Here is a 19,008-nt window from a genome sequence, read left to right as displayed (position 1 = left end):
ACAAACAGTAGTAAATTTTATAAAAGCGTTTAATATCTTTTGCAAACAGAATAATTTAATTGTTAATTATGATAGCAATTTCATTATAACTTGCGTTAAAATAGCAGATGAAACTATAAAATTTACGTAAAGAGGAAATTATGAACGCAAAAGAAATTTATAGTCAATGGACTAATGCAAGTAATTTACCTGATTATTTAAAGGATCAATTAGATAGTTTAGGTAAAGATGAAAAGTGGATTGAAGATGCTTTCGGACAAGATATTAATTTTGGTACTGCTGGTATGAGAGGTAAACTCGAACCTGGTACTAACAGAATTAATTTGTTTACTGTGGGAAGAGTAACCGAAGGATTAGCAAGATTAATTGGCGAAAATGGTGAAGAAGCTAAAAGACGTGGTGTTGCGATTTCTTTTGATTCACGTTATCACTCGAGAGAATTTGCTGAACATGCAGCTCGTATTTTAGGTGCTCATGGAATTCATGTTTACCTATTTGATGATTTAAGACCAACCCCTGAATTATCATTTGCAGTTCGTTATTTGAATACTTTTGCTGGAATTAATATCACTGCTTCACACAATGCAAAGCAATACAACGGCTACAAAGTGTATGGTGAAGACGGTGCTCAAATGGCACCAGAAAACGCAGACCGCTTATTTGCTTATGCACAAAAAGTTGATGACATTTTCAGCGTTAAAGCTGCACCAGTAGAAGAATTACGTGCTAATGGCACTCTACAATTAATTGGTGAAGATGTTGACGAAGCATACTTAGCTCGTTTAAAGGATGTTACTGTTGATCCTGAAATGGTTAAAGCTAATGCTGATAAATTAAAGATCATCTATACTCCATTACATGGTACTGGTAAGATGCTTTATGACCGTGCATTCAGACAAGGCGGTTTCGATAATGTGATCCCAGTCCCAAGTCAATCAATTATTGATTCAGAATTTCCTACAACAATTAAGCCAAATCCTGAATACCGTGATGTGTTTGAACCAGGATTTAAGTTAGCTAATGAAGTAGATGCCAATGTTATTATTGCAACTGATCCTGACGCTGACAGAATGGGTGCTGCTGTTAGAAAATCTGACGGTGACTTCCAAGTATTAACTGGTAATCAAATTGCTACTTTGATGGCATACTACTTATTAGTTCACATGAAAGAAAACGGTACTTTATCTTCTGCTTATGAATTAGTAACTTCAGTTGTATCAAGTGCTCTTCCATTTAAGATTGCTGATGACTTTGGCATTAAGACTAAGCATGTTTTAACTGGATTCAAGTACATTGGTGAAGAAGTTGACCGCATGAACAAAGAAAATGACGGCAAGTTCTTAATGGGCTTTGAAGAAAGTTACGGTTACCTATTTAAGCCATTTGCTAGAGATAAGGATGCTATGCAAGGTGCATTAATGTTTGCAGAAGTTGCTAGCTATTATGCTTCTAAAGGCATGACTGTCTTTGATGGTTTACAAGAAATTTGGCAAAAATATGGTGTTGCTTACGAAATTACTAAGGCTATTGAAATGCCAGGTATTGGTGGACAAAAGAAGATGGCTGAATTAATGAGCAAGTTACGGAAGGAACACTTGTCAGAAATTAATGGTGCTAAGGTTGTTAAGATTCAAGACTTTGAAACTCAAGAAACTATTGAAGATGGCAAGAAGACTCCACTAACTGGTTTTCCTAAGTCTAATGTTTTGAAGTATTTCTTAGATGATGAAACTTGGGTTGCTCTTCGTCCGTCAGGAACTGAACCAGTAATTAAGGCATACGTTGGTGTAAACAAGAAGGATATTGAAACTGCTGAAAAGACAGCTGAAGAATATCAGGATGCCTTAGCAAAATTATTAAAATAAAGCAAAAATTGTGCGAAAATACGTTCGCTGTAGTAAAATAAATACGTTAATAGAAGTTGGGCTAGTTTAGTCCAACTTTTTTTGCGGAGGAAGAAAAATGATTAGACGACAAAAGAATAAAAAGTTTGAACTTGTCTCTAAATTTCAACCGGCAGGAGATCAAGAACAAGCAATAAAAAAATTGACTGATGGTTTTGAAAAAGGTGAAAAGGCACAAATCCTAGAAGGTGCTACTGGTACTGGTAAAACTTTTACGATGGCGAACGTAATTGCTAAATTGAATAAGCCTACTTTAGTTATTTCACACAATAAGACTTTAGTTGGTCAACTTTATGGTGAGTTTAAAGAATTTTTCCCTAAAAATGCCGTTGATTATTTTGTATCTTACTACGATTACTATCAACCTGAAGCTTATGTTCCGCAATCCGATACTTATATTGAAAAGGATTCATCAATTAATGATGAAATTGACCAATTGCGTCATAAGACTACTAGTGACTTGATGTCGAGAAATGATGTGATTGTAGTTGCATCAGTTTCATGTATTTATGGTTTGGGTGATCCACGCGAATATGCAGCTAGTGTAGTATCTTTGTCTGAAGGACAAGAGATTAGTCGCGATGTATTATTACGCGATTTAGTGAACATTCAATATGATCGTAATGATATAGACTTTCAACGTGGACGTTTTAGAGTTCGGGGAGATGTAGTAGAAATTTTCCCAGCTGGATATTCAGATCATGCATTTAGAGTAGAATTTTTTGGCGATGAAATTGATCGAATTGTTGAAGTTGATTCATTGACTGGTGAAGTGATTGGAGAACGTGAACAAGTTTCTATTTTCCCAGCTACTCACTTTGTTACTAACGAACAAATTATGCAAAGAGCCTTAGCTTCAATTAAAGATGAAATGAATATTCAAGTTAAGAAATTTGAAGGAGAAGGTAAGCTTTTAGAAGCACAAAGAATTAAGCAGAGAACTACTTATGATATGGAAATGATGGGTGAAGTTGGTTATACGAACGGAATTGAAAATTATTCTCGTCATATGGAAGGTCGTAAAGCGGGTCAACCACCACATACTTTGCTTGATTTCTTCCCAGATGATTTTTTAATTTTAATTGATGAATCTCATGCTACAATGCCTGAATTAAAGGCTATGTATAATGGAGACCGCGCTAGAAAGCAAACTTTAATTGACTATGGCTTTAGATTGCCATCAGCTTTAGATAACCGTCCATTAAAGCTAGAAGAATTTGAAAAGCATGTTAACCAAATTATGTATGTTTCAGCAACGCCGGGCGATTATGAATTAAATCAAACTGATCATAAGGTTGAGCAAATTATTCGTCCGACAGGTTTGCTTGATCCTGAAATTGAAGTACGTCCAATTAAAGGACAGATTGACGATTTGGTTGGCGAAATTAATAAGCGTATTGATCGTGATGAACGTGTTTTTGTTACAACCTTAACTAAGAAAATGGCAGAAGATTTAACTGATTACTTAAAAGATTTGGGAATAAAAGTTAGATATCTGCACTCTGATATCAAGACGTTAGAACGTCTAGAAATTATTAGAGATCTAAGACTTGGAAAATTTGATGTATTGATTGGGATTAACCTTTTGCGAGAAGGAATCGATGTCCCAGAAGTTTCATTAGTTGCTATTTTAGATGCAGACAAAGAAGGATTTCTACGTTCTACGAGACCTTTAGTTCAGACAATTGGTCGTGCAGCGAGAAATTCAAATGGTAAAGTAATTATGTATGCTGATTCAGTTACAGATTCAATGCGTGAAGCAATTGATGCGACTGAGAGAAGACGTAGTTTGCAAATGAAATTTAATGAAGAGCATGGAATTACGCCAAAAACTATCGTTAAACCAATTAGAGATGTTATCTCAATTACTAAAGATAGTGATGAAAAAGAAAATAAAGAAAGTTTTGCTGATTTGAACTTTGATGAGTTAACTAAGAAGCAAAAGCAAAACATGATTAAGACTTTGACTGCTCAAATGCAAGAAGCTGCTAAGAAACTTGATTTCGAAGAAGCTGCAAACTTACGTGATGCAATTATGGATTTACAAAATCAAATTCATGAGAAGAAAAAGTAGAGGAGGAAATTAGATGGCGAATGATAAAATTGTTATTCACGGAGCACGTGAACATAATTTAAAGGATGTAAGTTTATCAATTCCGAAAGATAAATTAGTAGTCATTACTGGTTTATCGGGATCAGGAAAAAGTTCGTTAGCTTTTGATACTCTATATGCTGAAGGTAGAAGACGATATGTAGAATCTTTATCTAGTTATGCTAGACAATTTTTAGGTCAAATGGATAAGGCTGATGTTGATTCAATTGATGGTTTAAATCCAGCAATCTCTATTGATCAAAAAACTACCTCTCATAATCCCCGTTCAACAGTTGGTACGGTTACTGAAATTAATGACTATTTGCGTCTTCTTTGGGCACGAGTTGGTCATCCAGTTTGTCCAAATGATGGTACTTTAATTGAAAGACAAAGTGTAGATCAGATGGTAGACCGGGTAATGAGTTTACCTGAAAGAAGTAGAATTCAAATTTTAGCTCCAGTTATTAGAGCTAAAAAGGGTGAGCATAAAGAAGTATTTAAGCGGATTCAACGTGCTGGTTATGTTCGTGTCATTGTAGATGGCGAAATGCACGAAATTACCGATAAATTTACTCTTGATAAAAATAAACGTCACAGCATTGACATCGTGGTCGACCGTTTAATTGTTAAAGAGAATATTCGCAGTCGTTTATTTGATTCAGTAGAAGCTGCTCTTCGTTTAGCCGATGGCTATATGGATGTTGATGTAATTAAGGGCGAGCGCATTAATTTTTCTGAATACTATGCTTGTCCAATCTGTGGTTTTACAGTTGGTGAAATGGAGCCACGCTTATTTTCATTTAATGCGCCTTTTGGTGCTTGTCCTGATTGTGATGGATTAGGAATGAAATTGGCGGTTGATGAAGATTTAGTAATTCCGAATAAGGAAAAAACTTTAGCCGAAGGAGCTTTAGTACCTTGGGCTAATTCTAAATACTATACTGCTATGCTTGAACAAGCATGTAAGGCATTGAAGATTCCTTTGGATAAACCATATAAGAAATTGACTAAGCGTCAAAAGGAGTTAATTTTGAATGGTTCTAAAGGAAAGAAAATTAAATTCCATCTTGAAGGCGACTTCGGTGTAAATGATACAATTCAAGAATTTGAAGGAATTTTAAATAATATTGATCGTCGATACCATCATCCAATGTCAAAATTTATGCGGGATGCAATGGGCAAGTATATGACTGAGCTTACTTGTGCAACTTGTCATGGAAAGCGATTAAACGAAAAAGCCTTAGCCGTAAAAGTAAATGGTAAAGATATTGCAGAAGCTTCAGATTTATCTATTGCTAATGCTTTAGAATTCTTTGATTCAGTTGAATTGACTGAGCAAGAAGAAATGATTGCTAAACCAATTTTAAAAGAAGTTCATGATCGACTAACTTTCTTAATCAATGTAGGTTTGGATTATTTAACTTTATCCCGTTCTGCTGGAACTCTGTCTGGTGGAGAAGCTCAAAGAATTAGATTAGCTACTCAAATTGGTTCTAATTTGTCTGGAGTTATGTATATTTTGGATGAACCTTCTATTGGACTTCATCAAAGAGATAATGATCGTCTTATTTCATCACTTAAGAAAATGCGGGACTTAGGTAATTCGTTAATTGTTGTTGAACACGATGATGAGACAATGAAGCAGGCTGATTACTTAGTAGATATGGGACCTGGTGCTGGAGTATATGGTGGAAAAGTAATGGCAGCCGGTACACCAAAAGAAGTAATGAATAATCCTAAATCTTTAACTGGTCAATATTTATCTGGTAAAAAGATTGTTCCTGTACCTTTAGAGAGACGAAAAGGTAATGGAAAGAAGATTACTGTTACGGGGGCTACTGAAAATAATTTAAAAGATATTTCAGTAGATTTTCCATTAGGAAAATTTGTGGTTGTAACAGGTGTTTCAGGTTCTGGAAAATCAACATTAGTTAACCTAATCTTGAAGCGTGCTTTAGCACAAAAATTAAATAATAATTCAGCAAAACCTGGAAAATATAAGTCTATTAAAGGCTATAAAAATATCGAAAAGATCATTGATATTGATCAAAGTCCAATTGGACGAACTCCACGTAGTAATCCAGCAACTTATACTAGTGTATTTGACGATATTCGAACTTTATTTGCACAAACTAATGAAGCTAAGATGCGTGGATATACTAAGGCTAGATTCTCTTTTAACGTTAAGGGAGGACGCTGTGAGGCGTGTCATGGTGATGGAATTATCAAAATTGAAATGAATTTCTTACCAGATGTTTATGTGCCGTGTGAAGTTTGTCATGGTACTAGATATAATTCAGAAACGCTTGAAGTAACGTATCGTGAAAAGAATATTGCTCAAGTTTTGGATATGACGATTAATGAAGCATGTAAGTTCTTCGAAAATATTCCTAAGATTCATCGTAAGTTACAAACTATTGTTGATGTAGGTTTAGGCTATGTACAACTGGGTCAATCTGCAACTACTTTATCTGGAGGAGAAGCCCAAAGAATGAAGCTCGCTTCAGAACTTCAAAAGTTATCTACTGGAAATAATTTCTACATTTTGGATGAACCAACTACTGGTTTACATACTGATGATATAAAACGCCTATTAGAAGTATTGCAGCGCTTAGTTGATGAAGGAAATACTGTTTTAATTATTGAACATAATCTAGATGTGATTAAAAATGCAGATTGGTTAATTGATCTAGGACCTGAAGGCGGTGAAGGTGGCGGTCAGATTGTGGCTACTGGTACTCCTGAAGAAGTGGCGGAAGTTAAAGAAAGCTATACTGGTCAATATTTAAAACCTGTTCTTGAACGCGATACAGAATTGACTAAACAGTTGATGAGCAAGAAGAAAAAGCCAGAGGAAAGTTAATGATGTTTTAGAAAATTAAGTGTAAAATATTATCTGGGAGGATAATAAAATGAACAACATTTATAGTTCTAGACATCAAGGCTTTGACTGGGGAACTTTTATAGCAGGAGTTTTATTTGTTATTGCATCATTCTTACTATTAAGATACCCAGCTCGCGGATTAACAGCATTTGTATTTGTATTTGGTATTTTATCAATTTTACAAGGAATTATTTGGATTTCTGCATATGTAAAATTTCACAATATCTTTGATATTAGTTGGATAACTTTACTTTCAGCAATTATTGATATTGTAATCGGAGTTTTGTTCCTATGTTCTCGTGAAATTGGTGGTCTTACCTTAGCTATTTTATTTGCTATTTGGTTCTTGACTGACTCAATTATTGGAATTATCTTTTCATGGCATCTGCGTGAATATTCAACTGGATATTTTGTTCTTTGCTTAATTTTGAATATCATTAGTTTGATTATTGCCATTGCTTTGTTATTCAATCCAATGTTAGCTGCTATTACTTTAGTTTATTTAGTAGCTTTTTGGTTAATGGTCTTTGGGATCAATGAAATTTTTGTTTCATGGATGCATAGATAAAATAAAAAAGGTCGTGTCTTATCATAGGATTATCAAGAAGTTTGCCTATGATTAGATAACGACTTTTTATTTTTATTCAAAAGATGAAACACCCGGTATGTTATAATAACGGTTAAGGAGGGATAGCTATGGCTGAACAGAAAAAACAATTGTTAATTGTTACTGGTATGAGTGGTGCGGGTAAAACTGTTGCCATTAAAGCATTAGAAGATATGGGGTATTTTGTAGTAGACAATTTACCACCAGAATTATTGGGAAGTTTCTGGGAATTAATAAATAATTCTTCAGATTTTAGTAAGGCAGCGGTAGTTGTTGACTTAAGAGTAAAGAGCTTCTATAACGATTTGGTTGATGAGATTAAATCATTAGAAGATAGTCAAAATGTTCAGTCGACTATTTTATTTTTAGATGCATCAGATGATGTTTTGGTATCTAGATATAAAGAAACGCGACGTTTACCACCTTTGGCTCATACAGGCCGTTTACTTGATGGTATTCAAGAAGAAAGAGCTATTTTATCAAGAACAAAAAATATTTCAAATATAATTATTGATACCTCCCGTCTGTCTACTAAAGAATTGAAAGCTAAATTGGTAGATAAATTTGGAGATAATCATACTCGTACTTTTTCTATCGAAGTTATGAGTTTTGGGTTTAAGTATGGTATTCCCATCGATGCTGATATAGTAATGGACGTAAGATTTTTACCAAATCCATTCTATATTCCACAGCTCAAACCATTTACTGGATTAGATCGTAGAGTTTTTGATTACGTAATGAGCAAGAAAGAAACTAAAGAGTTCTATGCTAAATTTTTAGATATGTTAGAAACGGCTATTCCCGGATATATTGGAGAAGGAAAAGAAAAATTGACTATTGCAATTGGTTGTACAGGCGGACAACACAGAAGTGTTTCAATTGCGCGTCAATTAGCAGTAGACTTAGCTAAAAAATATCCTGTTGATATTTCCCATAGAGAAATTAGTCGTTATATTGGACAATAGAGGAGCGGGATAATGGCGTACAGAGAAAATAAAATTGTACGTGTCATCCGCGGACGTCGCCCTAAAATTGTTGTTATTGGCGGAGGAACAGGGTTGCCTGTTATCTTAAATGCATTAAAGGAGCAAAATGCCGATATAACAGCTATTGTTACTGTGGCAGACGATGGCGGATCGTCCGGTGCAATTAGAAATTACATTAATGTTGTACCCCCAGGTGATATTAGAAATGTGTTAGTTTCTTTATCAGATTTACCACAAAAAGAAAAAGATATTTTTCAGTATCGTTTTAATTCATCTGATTCATTTTTTGCTGGTCATGCAATTGGAAATTTAATTATTGCGGCCTTAGATGAAATGCAGGGAAATATTTTTGATGCTGTTCAATCGTTATCTAAAATGATGCGAATTGATGGTCGAATTTTTCCTGCTTCTAATGAACCATTAACTTTAAATGCGGAATTTGTTGACGGTACAACTGAAGCTGGTGAAACAGAAATTACTGCCAAGGATAAGAGAATTAAGCGAGTATGGGTAACAGATACTGATTCCGATGATGAACCAAAAGCAGTATTACCAGTTTTAGCAGCAATTATGCAGGCAGATGCAGTCGTTCTTGGCCCAGGCAGCTTATTTACTTCAATTTTACCTAATTTAATGATCTCTAACTTGGGGGATGCAGTAAGGCAAACAAAGGCAGAAATTATCTATATCTGTAATATTATGACCCAGCAAGGAGAGACTGATCATTTTACAGCGGCAGAACACGTTCAAGTTATTAATGAACATTTAGGGGGACATTATATTAATACCGCTCTAGTTAATGGAGCTAAAATTGATATGAGTAAATTTAATCCTAATGATTATGATGCTTATCTTGAACCTGTAAGAAATGATTTTGCTGGTTTACGTGCTCAAGATTGCCGGGTTATTACTGCAGATTTTATTGATCAACATAGTGGCTTAGTTTTCCATGATGGAAAAAAGGTAGCAGATGAAATTTTAAATCTAGCTTTTGAAGCATATTGCCGTAGACAGAAAGAACAGGATAATTAATGGTTTCGTACGCAAGTGATGTAAAAAAAGAACTTACTAGTCTGCCAGTTCATCCAGAACATGCTAAAGCAGAATTAGCAGCTTTTTTACGGATGAATGGAGTACTCAGCCTGCATGATCGTCAATTTAGTTTAGATATAACTACTGAAAATCCGGCTATTGCTAGAAGAATTTTTTCTCTTATTAAAACAGCTTATAAAATCGAACCTTTATTGATTGTTTCTAAAAAGATGAAACTAAAGAAAAATTATCAATATTTGGTTAGACTTCAAAATCAAGTTCATGAAATTTTGAATGATTTAGAAATATTTAATAGTGAGAGTGGGTTTATTACCGGGATTCCCCAAAAAATAATGACCTCTGAGCAAAGAGCAATGTCTTATTTGAGAGGAGCATTTCTAGCTTCTGGAAGTGTAAATAATCCAGAAACTAGTCGTTATCATTTAGAAATCTATTCCTTATACGAAGATCACAATAATGACTTATTAAAGTTGATGAATAGCTACTTTTATTTAAACGCAAAAGCTACGAAGAGGCGTAGTGGCTATATTGTATATCTAAAAGAAGCTGAAAAAATTGGAGATTTTTTGCATATTGTTGGGGCCGTCAATGCGATGTTAGCTTTTGAAGACTTAAGAATTATGCGAGATATGCGTAATTCTGTAAATCGATTAGTAAATTGTGATACGGCTAACTTAAAAAAGACAGCAAATGCAGCTGCTAAGCAAGTTGAAGATATTCAATTAATCGAAGAAAAAGTAGGCTTAGATAATTTACCTGAAAAGTTATCTATTTTAGCGCGTTTTAGACTCTCGCATCCAGAACTTTCACTTAAAGAAGTTGCTGCACAAGTGCCAGATGGTCCAATTTCAAAATCTGGAGTTAATCATCGGTTTCAAAAAATTCGTGAAATGGCACGACAATTAAAAGAAGAAAATTAGATAAAAAAAGAGCTCAATTTGAGCTCTTTTTTGTCTATTTAATTTGTTTATTAATCTTTCTTTTGGTTAACCAAGATATCATCAATTAAGCCGTAATCTTTAGCTTCTTCTGCTGATAAGTAGTTATCACGTTCAGTATCCTTAAGAATTTTATCAAGCGGTTGACCAGTAGTTTCATGCAAAATTTGGTTAAGCTTTTTACGACTCTTCAAGATTTCGTTAGCTGCGATTTGAATATCAGTTTGCTGGCCTTGAGCACCACCTAATGGTTGGTGAATAAGAACAGTTGAGTTGGGCAATGCGAAACGCTTACCTTTAGCTCCGCTAGTTAAAAGAATGGAAGCCATAGAAGCAGCCATACCGATTGCAATTGTAGATACATCTGATTTAATAAAGTTCATTGTATCCATAATTGCTAAACCAGAGGTAATAACACCACCTGGAGAGTTAATGTAAAGAGAAATATCTTTGGTATTATCTTGTGCATCTAAGAATAAAAGTTGAGCAATGATGGAATTAGCCATTTGGTCGTTAATTTCACCACTAAGCATAATGATTCTATCTTTTAATAATCTTGAATAAATGTCGTAAGCACGTTCGCCACGTGCAGTTTGTTCAACAACTGTAGGTACGAGCATTAATTTTACCTCCTAAACAAAATTAGCACTCTAATAAGTACAGTGCTAATTAAATCACTTACTTTTAATCATGTCAACTAATCAAGCTTAAATTTATGTATAGAAATAAACGATGGGATAGTTACATCGTTCATTTCTAATTAATTCATTAATGGATTTGTTGCCGTCTTCCTTTTTCATGATTGCTGGTAAAATTAAGCCTAAAGCAATCAGAATAATTGGAGTAATAATATTAAGGAAGAGAGTGAATGGATCTGGTGAGTAGATTCCTAAAATACAACAAGCAGCAGTAACAATAAAACACCAGATTCCGGGTGTGTAAGCTAAACCTTGATTTTTAGTCATTTGATAGGAAGTATCAAATTTCTTTTGTTGCTTTCTAAGTGCAATGTATGCTGCAAATACCCATAAATAACGTATTGGCATTGTGGTTGAGTTCAATTTAACCAATTGTACCATAACTGCTTGAGCAATAATTAAGTCACCAGATAAAATTACAACCATCCAAATACCATTAATGTAGGCATCATGTTTATTAATCTTAAGTAATTTCTTAGGAATAAAGTTTTTAGTCTCTTTACTACCAAGTAGCATTCTCAATGGGGCATCAATACTAATTACCAAAGTTGAAAATTGACCAATAACATTACACCAAGAATAAATGTACATAAATAATCCGCCAACATGGTAATGTTCACCTAAACGTTGAAAGGCCATGTAAGCACCATTTGAAATATATTTATTTAAGTTGTTATTAACAATTTTAGGGTTAAACATCAAAGCCATTGCAAAAGTTCCTAAGATGGCAGATATCATAACCATGAGTGTTAAAGCCATCATTGCTTTAGGAAAGTTTTTTGATGGATTTTAACTTTGTTAACATATGGATAAATCTTTTCACACCCACCAACAGCAAAAACTAAAATTGAAAGTGAAGTTAAGTTAAGTATTTAAGATTAAATGCAGGCATTAAACTCTTCCAATTTAAATTGATCGAATAGCAGCCTGCATGTGGATTAATTGCTGGAGCTGCAAACATCATAATAATGAATGAAATAGACATAATAAACATAGATGTACTAGCAATAGTTGCAGCACTGGGATACCTTTGGTTGTAACCCAACAGAAGAATAAGGAAATTAGCAGGGTAGCTAAGTGTGTCCATGCTGTAGGCAGGCTGTCGTACCATTTTGTATTTCCAAAAATCCACCAAGCCATGGCTCTTAAACCACTAGTTCTTTTACGGGAAATATAAACTACGTGGTATGTCCAGTATGTCCACTCCCCCGCAGAATAAGTCCATTTTGTTCCTATGGTTGGATTAACCCAGGAGGAGACACCACTATTAGCGTTTTTAAAGGTGGCTCCTAGTTCTCCAACCATTAATGCGTATGGAACAAAGTATAGTAGAAACATTAAAATCCAACTGAATACGACTTTTGTACCATCAAAGTAAACATATCCGTTAACAACATTTCCAAAGCCTCAAACAGTTGAAAATGCTATCATCGCCAGCGTGGGCCAAAGCATTTTTTTGGTATCGGACTTTTTTCTTCTTCAATCATAAAATTGCCTTTATATTTTTGTATATAATTAATATCAAATTTAATTATAACGAAAACGCTTACAAATGATAGTCTTTTCCTAAAATAAGGAATAAAATGATTATTTTGAATTAGAAAAAGCCAGTCAAATAAGCTGACTGGCTGATAGATATCTATGCGCCCCCTGAGAGTCGAACTCAGATTTTAAGAACCGGAATCTTACGTGCGATCCATTACACTAAGGGCACTTCAAACTAAGAATAAGTATATCAAAAAAAGTGAAAAGTACAAATTAATTATTATGGGTGATATGTCTTGAATTTAAAAAAAGATATTGCTATACTAAAAACTGTCGAGAGAGAAATGTGAATTTAATTTAAATCACGTCTCTCTAATATTTTTAAGCTTTTTGGGTCGCTAACCGTCATACGGTGGTATCGATTTTGACCCAATAGAGGGAGCGAGCAATGGACTCGGATTTAACCTTGTTGCAAAGCTTAGTTCCTGATGTTTTAAAAATAATTCGGCAACGTTTTCTTGTTCTTGAACAGATTTCGCTGTTAGCTCCAGTTGGGCGACGAGTTGTTGCTAAAAAATTGGGATTAAGTGAACGCAATGTGCGTACTGAAACTGATTATTTACGACAATTAGGTCTAATTAATATTCAAAGTTATGGCATGGAGTTAACGGATAAGGGAAAGAGAACGCTAAAAGAAGCTGCTCCGTTGATCGATCGTCTATTTAATGCTAGTCAAACTGAAATTGAGCTGGCTCAAAAATTAGGGATTGATCGTGCAATTATTGTTCCTGGTGATATGGATCGACAAGATCGAGTTGTTGATTTAATGGGTGAACAACTTAATTCGGCTCTTGACTTGTTATTACCATTGGGAAAAAGTATTATTACTGTCTTAGGTGGTACTACTGTTGCAGGAGTGGCACGTCATCTTTCTCCTAAATTAAGTCGTTATCGCGATTTATTATTTGTTCCTGGCAGAGGGGCAGTAGGAGAGAGTGTTGAAATTCAAAGCAATACTGTGGCTCAAATGATGGCTTCTGAGACTGGCGGAAAGCATAAAGGTTTATATCTTCCTGAGAATGTCTCATCTGAGGCCTTGACTTTATTACTTCAAGACACAGATATTGCGAATGCGATTTCAAACATTTATAATAGTGATATGGTGATACATGGAATTGGCAGAGCAGATGTCATGGCAAAAAGACGTGGCTTAGATGTAATGGCTAGTTCTAACCTCCGAAATGATGGAGCTGTGGCCGAATGTTTCGGGTATTTCTTCGACCAACAAGGCAGACTTGTTAAACGTATCCCACGTATCGGACTTCAATTAGAAGATCTTGATAAAATACCTCATGTATTTGCAATTGCTGCTGGTGTTAGCAAGGCTGCAGCAATCGTAGCTTACATGCATCATGCTCCTAAACAGACGTGGTTGATCACGGATGAAGGAGCCTCAAACTTGGTTTTAAAGGGGAAGTAATTCCCGTTTAAAATAAATTGTTACTTACATATTTCCTAAGGAGGAATAATAGGATATGACAGTTAAAATTGGTATTAACGGTTTCGGCCGTATTGGTCGTTTAGCATTCCGTCGTATTATGGATTTAGGCGAAAAGTCTTCAGATATCGAAGTTGTTGCAATCAACGACTTGACTACTCCAGCACTTTTAGCTCACTTACTTAAGTACGACTCAACTCATGGTACTTTCAACCACGAAGTTTCAGCAACTGATGATTCAATCGTAGTTGACGGTAAGAAGTACCGTGTTTATGCTGAACCACAAGCACAAAACATTCCTTGGGTTAAGAATGATGGCGTTGACTTCGTTCTTGAATGTACTGGTTTCTACACTAGCAAAGCTAAGTCAGAAGCTCACCTTAAGGCTGGTGCAAAGCGTGTATTAATTTCTGCACCTGCTGGTTCAGACTTGAAGACCATTGTTTACGGCGTAAACGATGATACTTTGACTGCTGATGACAAGATTGTTTCAGCTGGTTCATGTACTACTAACTCATTGGCACCAATGGTTAATGCTTTACAAAAAGAATTTGGTATTGAAGTTGGTACTATGACTACTATCCACGCTTACACTTCAACTCAAATGCTTTTAGATGGTCCTGTACGTGGTGGTAACTTACGTTCTGCTCGTGCCGCAGCTATCAACATTATTCCTCACTCAACTGGTGCTGCTAAGGCTATTGGTCTTGTTGTTCCAGAATTGAATGGTAAGTTGAACGGTCACGCACAACGTGTTCCAGTTCCAGATGGTTCTGTAACTGAATTAGTTTCAATCTTAAGCAAGGATGTAACTGCTGACGAAGTTAACGAAGCAGTTAAGAAGTACGAAAGTCCTTCATTTGCATACAACGACCACAACATCGTTTCTAGCGACGTTTTAGGTATGACTGCTGGTTCAATCTTTGACCCAACTCAAACCATGGTAACTACTGCAGGTGACAAGCAATTAGTTAAGACTGTTGCTTGGTACGACAACGAATACTCATTCACTTGCCAAATGGTTCGTACTTTATTGAAATTTGCTACTCTTTAATCATTAATTAATTATTGATTTTAGTAAGCAGACGAGAGAAGGCGGAGGGAATTACTTCCTCCGCCTTTTTTCAAATAATCTATCGGAGGTAAATTAATTTAAATGGCTAAATTAATCGTTTCAGACCTTGATCTTAAAGGTAAAAAAGTTTTAGTTCGTGTTGACTTCAATGTTCCAATTAAAAATGGTGTTATTGGTGATGACAACCGTATCGTTGCTGCTTTGCCAACTATTAAGTACATTATTGAACATGGTGGTAAGGCAATCTTGCTTAGTCACTTGGGTCGTGTAAAATCAGATGCTGACAAGAAAGAATTATCATTACGTCCAGTTGCAGAACGTTTAAGCGAATTATTAGAAAAGCCTGTAACTTTTGTACCAGAAAATGAAGGTAAAGAAGTTGAAGAAACCATCGATAAAATGAAAGATGGTGACGTTGTTGTTCTTGAAAATACTAGATTCCAAGATATTGACAATGACTTTGGTAAACGTGAATCTAAGAATGATCCAAAACTTGGCGAATACTGGGCAAGTCTTGGCGATGTATTTGTAAATGATGCATTCGGTACTGCTCACAGAAGCCACGCTTCAAATGTTGGTATTGCAACTGCTATGAAGAAGGCAGGTAAGCCTGCAGCAGCTGGTTACTTACTTGAAAAGGAAATTAAGTTCTTAGGTGACGCTGTTGAAAACCCAGTTCATCCATTTGTAACTATTCTTGGTGGTGCAAAAGTATCAGATAAGATTGGTGTTATTGAAAACTTAATTCCTAAGTCAGACCACATTTTAATCGGTGGTGGTATGGCTTACACTTTCTTAGCAGCTCAAGGACACAAGATTGGTAAATCATTATTTGAAGCTGATAAAGTTGAACTTGCAAAAGAATTATTAGAAAAAGCAGGCGACAAGATTGTATTGCCTGTAGATAACGTTGCTGCAACTGAATTCTCAAACGATGCTCCTCATGAAGTTGTTGGTGATGATATTCCTGACAACGAAATGGGTCTTGACATTGGTCCTAAGACTGTTGAAAAATTCAGAGACATCTTAAAGGATGCTAAGACTGTTGTTTGGAACGGACCTATGGGTGCTTTCGAAATGCCAAACTACGCAGAAGGTACTTTGGAAGTTGGTCGTGCATTAGCTGACTTGAAGGACGCCGTAACTATTATCGGTGGTGGGGATTCAACTGCTGCTGCTAAGCAATTGGGAATTGCTCCTAAGATTAGCCACATTTCTACTGGTGGTGGTGCTTCACTTAACTACCTTGAAGGTAAAGAATTACCAGGAATCGCTTGCGTTTCTGACAAGTAAAATTAGGAGGAATTTTTAAATGCGTACACCAATTATTGCTGGTAACTGGAAATTACATATGAACCCTGAACAAACTATTGAATTTGTTAACGCAGTTAAGGGTAAGTTACCAGACCCAAGTAAAGTAGAATCAGTTATTGCTGCTCCTGCAGTTGACCTTTATGTTTTAAAGAAAACTGCTGAAGGTTCAAATTTACATACTGGTGCAGAAAATGCATACTTCGAAGTTGAAGGTGCATTCACTGGTGAAACTTCACCTAAGGTTTTAAACGAAATGGGTATTGACTACTGTATTATTGGCCACTCAGAACGTCGTGGTTACTTCCACGAAACTGATGAAGACATTAACAAAAAAGCTAAGGCTTTATTTGCTAATGGCGTAACACCAATTATTTGCTGTGGTGAATCTCTTGAAACTCGTGAAGCTAACAAGCAAGATGAATGGGTAGTTGCTCAAATTAAGGCTGCTTTAGATGGTTTAACTGCAGAACAAGTTTCTAAGCTTGTTATTGCTTACGAACCAATCTGGGCTATTGGTACTGGTAAGACTGCTTCTGCTGATCAAGCTGAAGAAATGTGCAAGACTATTCGTGAAACTGTAAAAGACTTGTACAACGAAGAAACTGCTGAAAATGTTCGTATTCAATATGGTGGTTCAGTAAAACCAGCTAATGTAAAAGAATTAATGTCTAAACCTGACATTGATGGTGGTTTAGTTGGTGGTGCTTCACTTGATCCCGAATCATTCTTAGCATTAGTAAACTACCAAGACTAATTAACAATTTATTTAAACGGAATTAGAAAAAAAGGAGAATCTCCATGTCTGTTATTACTGATATTCACGCACGTGAAGTTCTTGACTCTCGTGGTAATCCAACTGTTGAAGCAGAAGTTTATACTGAATTAGGCGGCTTTGGTCGTGCTATTGTTCCATCTGGTGCATCTACTGGTGAACATGAAGCCGTAGAATTACGTGATGGTGATAAATCTCGCTTTGGTGGTCAAGGCGTTTTAACTGCTGTTGAAAATGTTAACGGTGAAATTGCTAAAGCTGTCATCGGGTTAGACGTTACTGATCAACGTTTAATTGATCAAACTATGATCGATCTTGACGGTACTCCAAATAAAGGTCGTTTAGGTGCTAACGCTATGTTATCTGTTTCATTGGCAAGTGCTCGCGCTGCTGCTGATGAATTAGGATTACCTTTATACGAATACTTAGGTGGACCAAATGCTCATGTTTTGCCAACTCCAATGATGAACGTTATCAATGGTGGTAAACATGCAGATAACAATGTTGATATTCAAGAATTCATGATTATGCCAGTTGGTGCTAAGTCACTTCATGAAGCTGTTCGTATGGGAGCAGAAACTTTCCATACTTTGAAGAGCTTGCTTCAAGAACGCGGCGAATCAACTGCTGTAGGGGATGAAGGTGGTTTTGCACCTAACTTGAAGAACAATGAAGAACCATTTGAAATTTTAGTGGAAGCTATTCAACGCGCTGGCTATAAACCGGGGCAAGACATTTCTATTGCCTTTGACTGTGCTGCTTCTGAATTCTACAACAAGGATACTAAGAAATATGTAACTGTTGCAGACGGTCGTGAATACACTGCTGAAGAATGGACTTCACTTATTGAAGATTTAGTTGATAAATACCCAGTTATTTCTGTTGAAGATCCTTTGGATGAAAACGATTGGGAAGGTTGGAAGACCTTTACTGAACGTTTAGGCGACAAGGTACAAATTGTTGGTGATGATTTATTTGTTACTAACACTAGTTACCTTGAAAAAGGTATCAAGATGGGGGTTGCTAACTCAATCTTAATTAAGGTTAACCAAATTGGTACTTTAACTGAAACTTTTGAAGCTATCGAAATGGCTAAAGAAGCAAGTTACACTGCTGTTGTTTCTCACCGTTCTGGTGAAACTGAAGATACTACAATTGCTGATTTAGTTGTTGCAACTAATGCTGGTCAAATTAAGACTGGTTCAATGTCAAGAACTGACAGAATTGCTAAGTATAACCAATTAATGAGAATTGAAGAAGCTCTAGGTTCAACTGCTCAATACAAGGGAATCCACAGTTTCTACAACTTACACAAACAATTTTAATTTAATTATTGATTAAAACATAAAGAAAAGGGGACGTTGCTTTAGGTGACTCCCTTTTTCTTTTAGCATTAGCTAGTTAAATATGGTAAAATCATTACAGTAAGAAATTTAGGTAATGGAGGCAGCGCTTTGTATAATATCGTCATGACGCTACTCATCATTGTTAGCTTTTTAATTATTATTGCTACATTGATGCAGCCGCAAAAGCAACAAGATGCCTTAAACGCATTGTCCGGCGGTGCAGTATTTAGTGGCCAGACAAAGAAGCGTGGATTTGAAGCATTAATGGAAAGGATTACCGCAGTTTTATTGGTTCTCTTTTTTGCTCTTGCTTTAATCTTGGCAGTACTTTCATCCAAGTAAAAAAGCCTTCCGAT

Annotated in this window: 14 protein-coding genes and 1 pseudogene; 13 read left to right on the top strand and 2 right to left on the bottom strand. The window is 35.7% G+C overall.

The window, feature by feature from the left end; all coding sequences use genetic code 11:
* The first annotated feature begins 140 nt into the window (after positions 1–140).
* The 7 genes from H1A07_RS06610 to whiA all read left to right on the top strand — a co-directional run bounded on the left by H1A07_RS06610 (position 141) and on the right by whiA (position 10,446).
* Complete coding sequence (locus tag H1A07_RS06610) at positions 141–1,865, top strand: phospho-sugar mutase (RefSeq protein WP_210144754.1); 1,725 nt, start codon at positions 141–143, stop codon at positions 1,863–1,865.
* Positions 1,866–1,962: 97 nt separating this feature from the next.
* Positions 1,963–3,978: an excinuclease ABC subunit UvrB gene (gene uvrB, locus H1A07_RS06605; RefSeq protein ID WP_210144753.1), complete on the top strand. Its 2,016-nt coding sequence runs from the start codon at positions 1,963–1,965 to the stop codon at positions 3,976–3,978.
* Positions 3,979–3,991: 13 nt separating this feature from the next.
* Complete coding sequence (gene uvrA / locus H1A07_RS06600; RefSeq protein ID WP_210144752.1) at positions 3,992–6,859, top strand: excinuclease ABC subunit UvrA; 2,868 nt, start codon at positions 3,992–3,994, stop codon at positions 6,857–6,859.
* Positions 6,860–6,908: 49 nt separating this feature from the next.
* Positions 6,909–7,448 (top strand): HdeD family acid-resistance protein, encoded by a 540-nt coding sequence (locus H1A07_RS06595; RefSeq protein ID WP_094497105.1) that lies wholly within the window; start codon positions 6,909–6,911, stop codon positions 7,446–7,448.
* Between the two features lie 128 nt (positions 7,449–7,576).
* Positions 7,577–8,452, top strand: coding sequence for an RNase adapter RapZ (gene rapZ, locus H1A07_RS06590; protein ID WP_057719559.1), 876 nt, complete (start codon positions 7,577–7,579; stop codon positions 8,450–8,452).
* Positions 8,453–8,464: 12 nt separating this feature from the next.
* Positions 8,465–9,505: a gluconeogenesis factor YvcK family protein gene (locus tag H1A07_RS06585; protein ID WP_094498633.1), complete on the top strand. Its 1,041-nt coding sequence runs from the start codon at positions 8,465–8,467 to the stop codon at positions 9,503–9,505.
* Entirely contained in the window at positions 9,505–10,446 is a 942-nt protein-coding gene (gene whiA, locus H1A07_RS06580) for a DNA-binding protein WhiA (protein ID WP_057719557.1), read from the top strand. The genes H1A07_RS06585 and whiA overlap by 1 nt, the downstream gene beginning before the upstream one ends.
* A 50-nt stretch (positions 10,447–10,496) precedes the next feature.
* Here the strand turns inward: whiA and clpP are convergent, their stop codons facing one another.
* Positions 10,497–11,084, bottom strand: coding sequence for an ATP-dependent Clp endopeptidase proteolytic subunit ClpP (clpP, locus tag H1A07_RS06575; RefSeq protein WP_057719556.1), 588 nt, complete (start codon positions 11,082–11,084; stop codon positions 10,497–10,499).
* Between the two features lie 93 nt (positions 11,085–11,177).
* Positions 11,178–12,649: pseudogene (locus tag H1A07_RS06570) on the bottom strand (APC family permease).
* A 446-nt stretch (positions 12,650–13,095) separates the two neighbouring features.
* On the opposite strand from H1A07_RS06570, the gene H1A07_RS06565 reads away from it, so the two are divergent.
* The 6 genes from H1A07_RS06565 to secG all read left to right on the top strand — a co-directional run bounded on the left by H1A07_RS06565 (position 13,096) and on the right by secG (position 18,994).
* Positions 13,096–14,127: a sugar-binding transcriptional regulator gene (locus H1A07_RS06565; RefSeq protein ID WP_094497100.1), complete on the top strand. Its 1,032-nt coding sequence runs from the start codon at positions 13,096–13,098 to the stop codon at positions 14,125–14,127.
* A 55-nt stretch (positions 14,128–14,182) separates the two neighbouring features.
* The gene (gap, locus tag H1A07_RS06560) at positions 14,183–15,199 is read left to right on the top strand and encodes a type I glyceraldehyde-3-phosphate dehydrogenase (RefSeq protein ID WP_003647012.1); all 1,017 of its coding nucleotides are present in this window, start codon (positions 14,183–14,185) and stop codon (positions 15,197–15,199) included.
* A gap of 102 nt (positions 15,200–15,301) precedes the next feature.
* Positions 15,302–16,513: a phosphoglycerate kinase gene (locus H1A07_RS06555; RefSeq protein ID WP_057719554.1), complete on the top strand. Its 1,212-nt coding sequence runs from the start codon at positions 15,302–15,304 to the stop codon at positions 16,511–16,513.
* Between the two features lie 19 nt (positions 16,514–16,532).
* On the top strand, positions 16,533–17,288 hold the full coding sequence (tpiA, locus tag H1A07_RS06550) for a triose-phosphate isomerase (protein ID WP_004893957.1): 756 nt from the start codon (positions 16,533–16,535) through the stop codon (positions 17,286–17,288).
* 44 nt (positions 17,289–17,332) lie between these two features.
* The gene (gene eno, locus H1A07_RS06545; protein ID WP_057719553.1) at positions 17,333–18,631 is read left to right on the top strand and encodes a phosphopyruvate hydratase; all 1,299 of its coding nucleotides are present in this window, start codon (positions 17,333–17,335) and stop codon (positions 18,629–18,631) included.
* 129 nt (positions 18,632–18,760) lie between these two features.
* Positions 18,761–18,994, top strand: a complete 234-nt coding sequence (secG, locus tag H1A07_RS06540; protein ID WP_004897700.1) for a preprotein translocase subunit SecG — start codon at positions 18,761–18,763, stop codon at positions 18,992–18,994.
* The last annotated feature ends 14 nt before the right edge of the window (positions 18,995–19,008 follow it).

The sequence above is a fragment of the Lactobacillus taiwanensis genome (genome assembly GCF_017894345.1).
Lineage (GTDB): Bacteria > Bacillota > Bacilli > Lactobacillales > Lactobacillaceae > Lactobacillus > Lactobacillus taiwanensis.
Note: the sequence above shows the minus strand (reverse complement) of the source record. Positions and strands in the feature narration are given on the sequence as shown.

Bases quoted from the DNA above. Each gene is read 5' to 3' on its own strand.
- H1A07_RS06585 (WP_094498633.1), top strand. From the start codon at position 8,465: ATGGCGTACAGAGAAAATAAAATTGTACGTGTCATCCGCGGACGTCGC.
- gap (WP_003647012.1), top strand. From the start codon at position 14,183: ATGACAGTTAAAATTGGTATTAACGGTTTCGGCCGTATTGGTCGTTTA.
- whiA (WP_057719557.1), top strand. From the start codon at position 9,505: ATGGTTTCGTACGCAAGTGATGTAAAAAAAGAACTTACTAGTCTGCCA.
- uvrB (WP_210144753.1), top strand. From the start codon at position 1,963: ATGATTAGACGACAAAAGAATAAAAAGTTTGAACTTGTCTCTAAATTT.
- H1A07_RS06595 (WP_094497105.1), top strand. From the start codon at position 6,909: ATGAACAACATTTATAGTTCTAGACATCAAGGCTTTGACTGGGGAACT.
- rapZ (WP_057719559.1), top strand. From the start codon at position 7,577: ATGGCTGAACAGAAAAAACAATTGTTAATTGTTACTGGTATGAGTGGT.
- H1A07_RS06565 (WP_094497100.1), top strand. From the start codon at position 13,096: ATGGACTCGGATTTAACCTTGTTGCAAAGCTTAGTTCCTGATGTTTTA.
- uvrA (WP_210144752.1), top strand. From the start codon at position 3,992: ATGGCGAATGATAAAATTGTTATTCACGGAGCACGTGAACATAATTTA.
- clpP (WP_057719556.1), bottom strand. From the start codon at position 11,084: ATGCTCGTACCTACAGTTGTTGAACAAACTGCACGTGGCGAACGTGCT.
- H1A07_RS06555 (WP_057719554.1), top strand. From the start codon at position 15,302: ATGGCTAAATTAATCGTTTCAGACCTTGATCTTAAAGGTAAAAAAGTT.
- H1A07_RS06610 (WP_210144754.1), top strand. From the start codon at position 141: ATGAACGCAAAAGAAATTTATAGTCAATGGACTAATGCAAGTAATTTA.
- eno (WP_057719553.1), top strand. From the start codon at position 17,333: ATGTCTGTTATTACTGATATTCACGCACGTGAAGTTCTTGACTCTCGT.
- tpiA (WP_004893957.1), top strand. From the start codon at position 16,533: ATGCGTACACCAATTATTGCTGGTAACTGGAAATTACATATGAACCCT.